At 56.8% G+C, this 250-nt stretch carries 1 pseudogene; it reads right to left on the bottom strand.

The annotated features are described in order from the left end of the window. Positions 1-19: 19 nt before the first annotated feature. Positions 20-250: pseudogene (locus AC6CHM_RS25205) on the bottom strand (hypothetical protein); the annotation flags it as partial.

Below are 250 nucleotides of genomic sequence, written 5' to 3'. Positions count from 1 at the left end.
GCAAAGGAAAAGCCCTCGATCATGACCTTCTGCCTTGCAAGAGTTCGCAGAGCGCAATTCCCAGTTCGGCGCTCTTGAACGGCGGCTGTCTCGAATAGAGGCCATCGAGCAGGACACGACCGCCGCCCTTGCGAAAAAATTCCGTCTTGAAGAGATTATCGAGTTCCTCCAGCCAGTCTTCACCCTGTTTGCGTGCAGCGCCATCGCCTGCAACAACATTCACGTAGCGCCGGATCAACGAGGCCTGGGC

It is taken from the genome of Phyllobacterium sp. GQ127, from assembly GCF_059758635.1.
The sequence above is the reverse complement of the archived record's forward strand: the minus strand, read 5'-3'. Positions and strand labels throughout refer to the sequence as shown.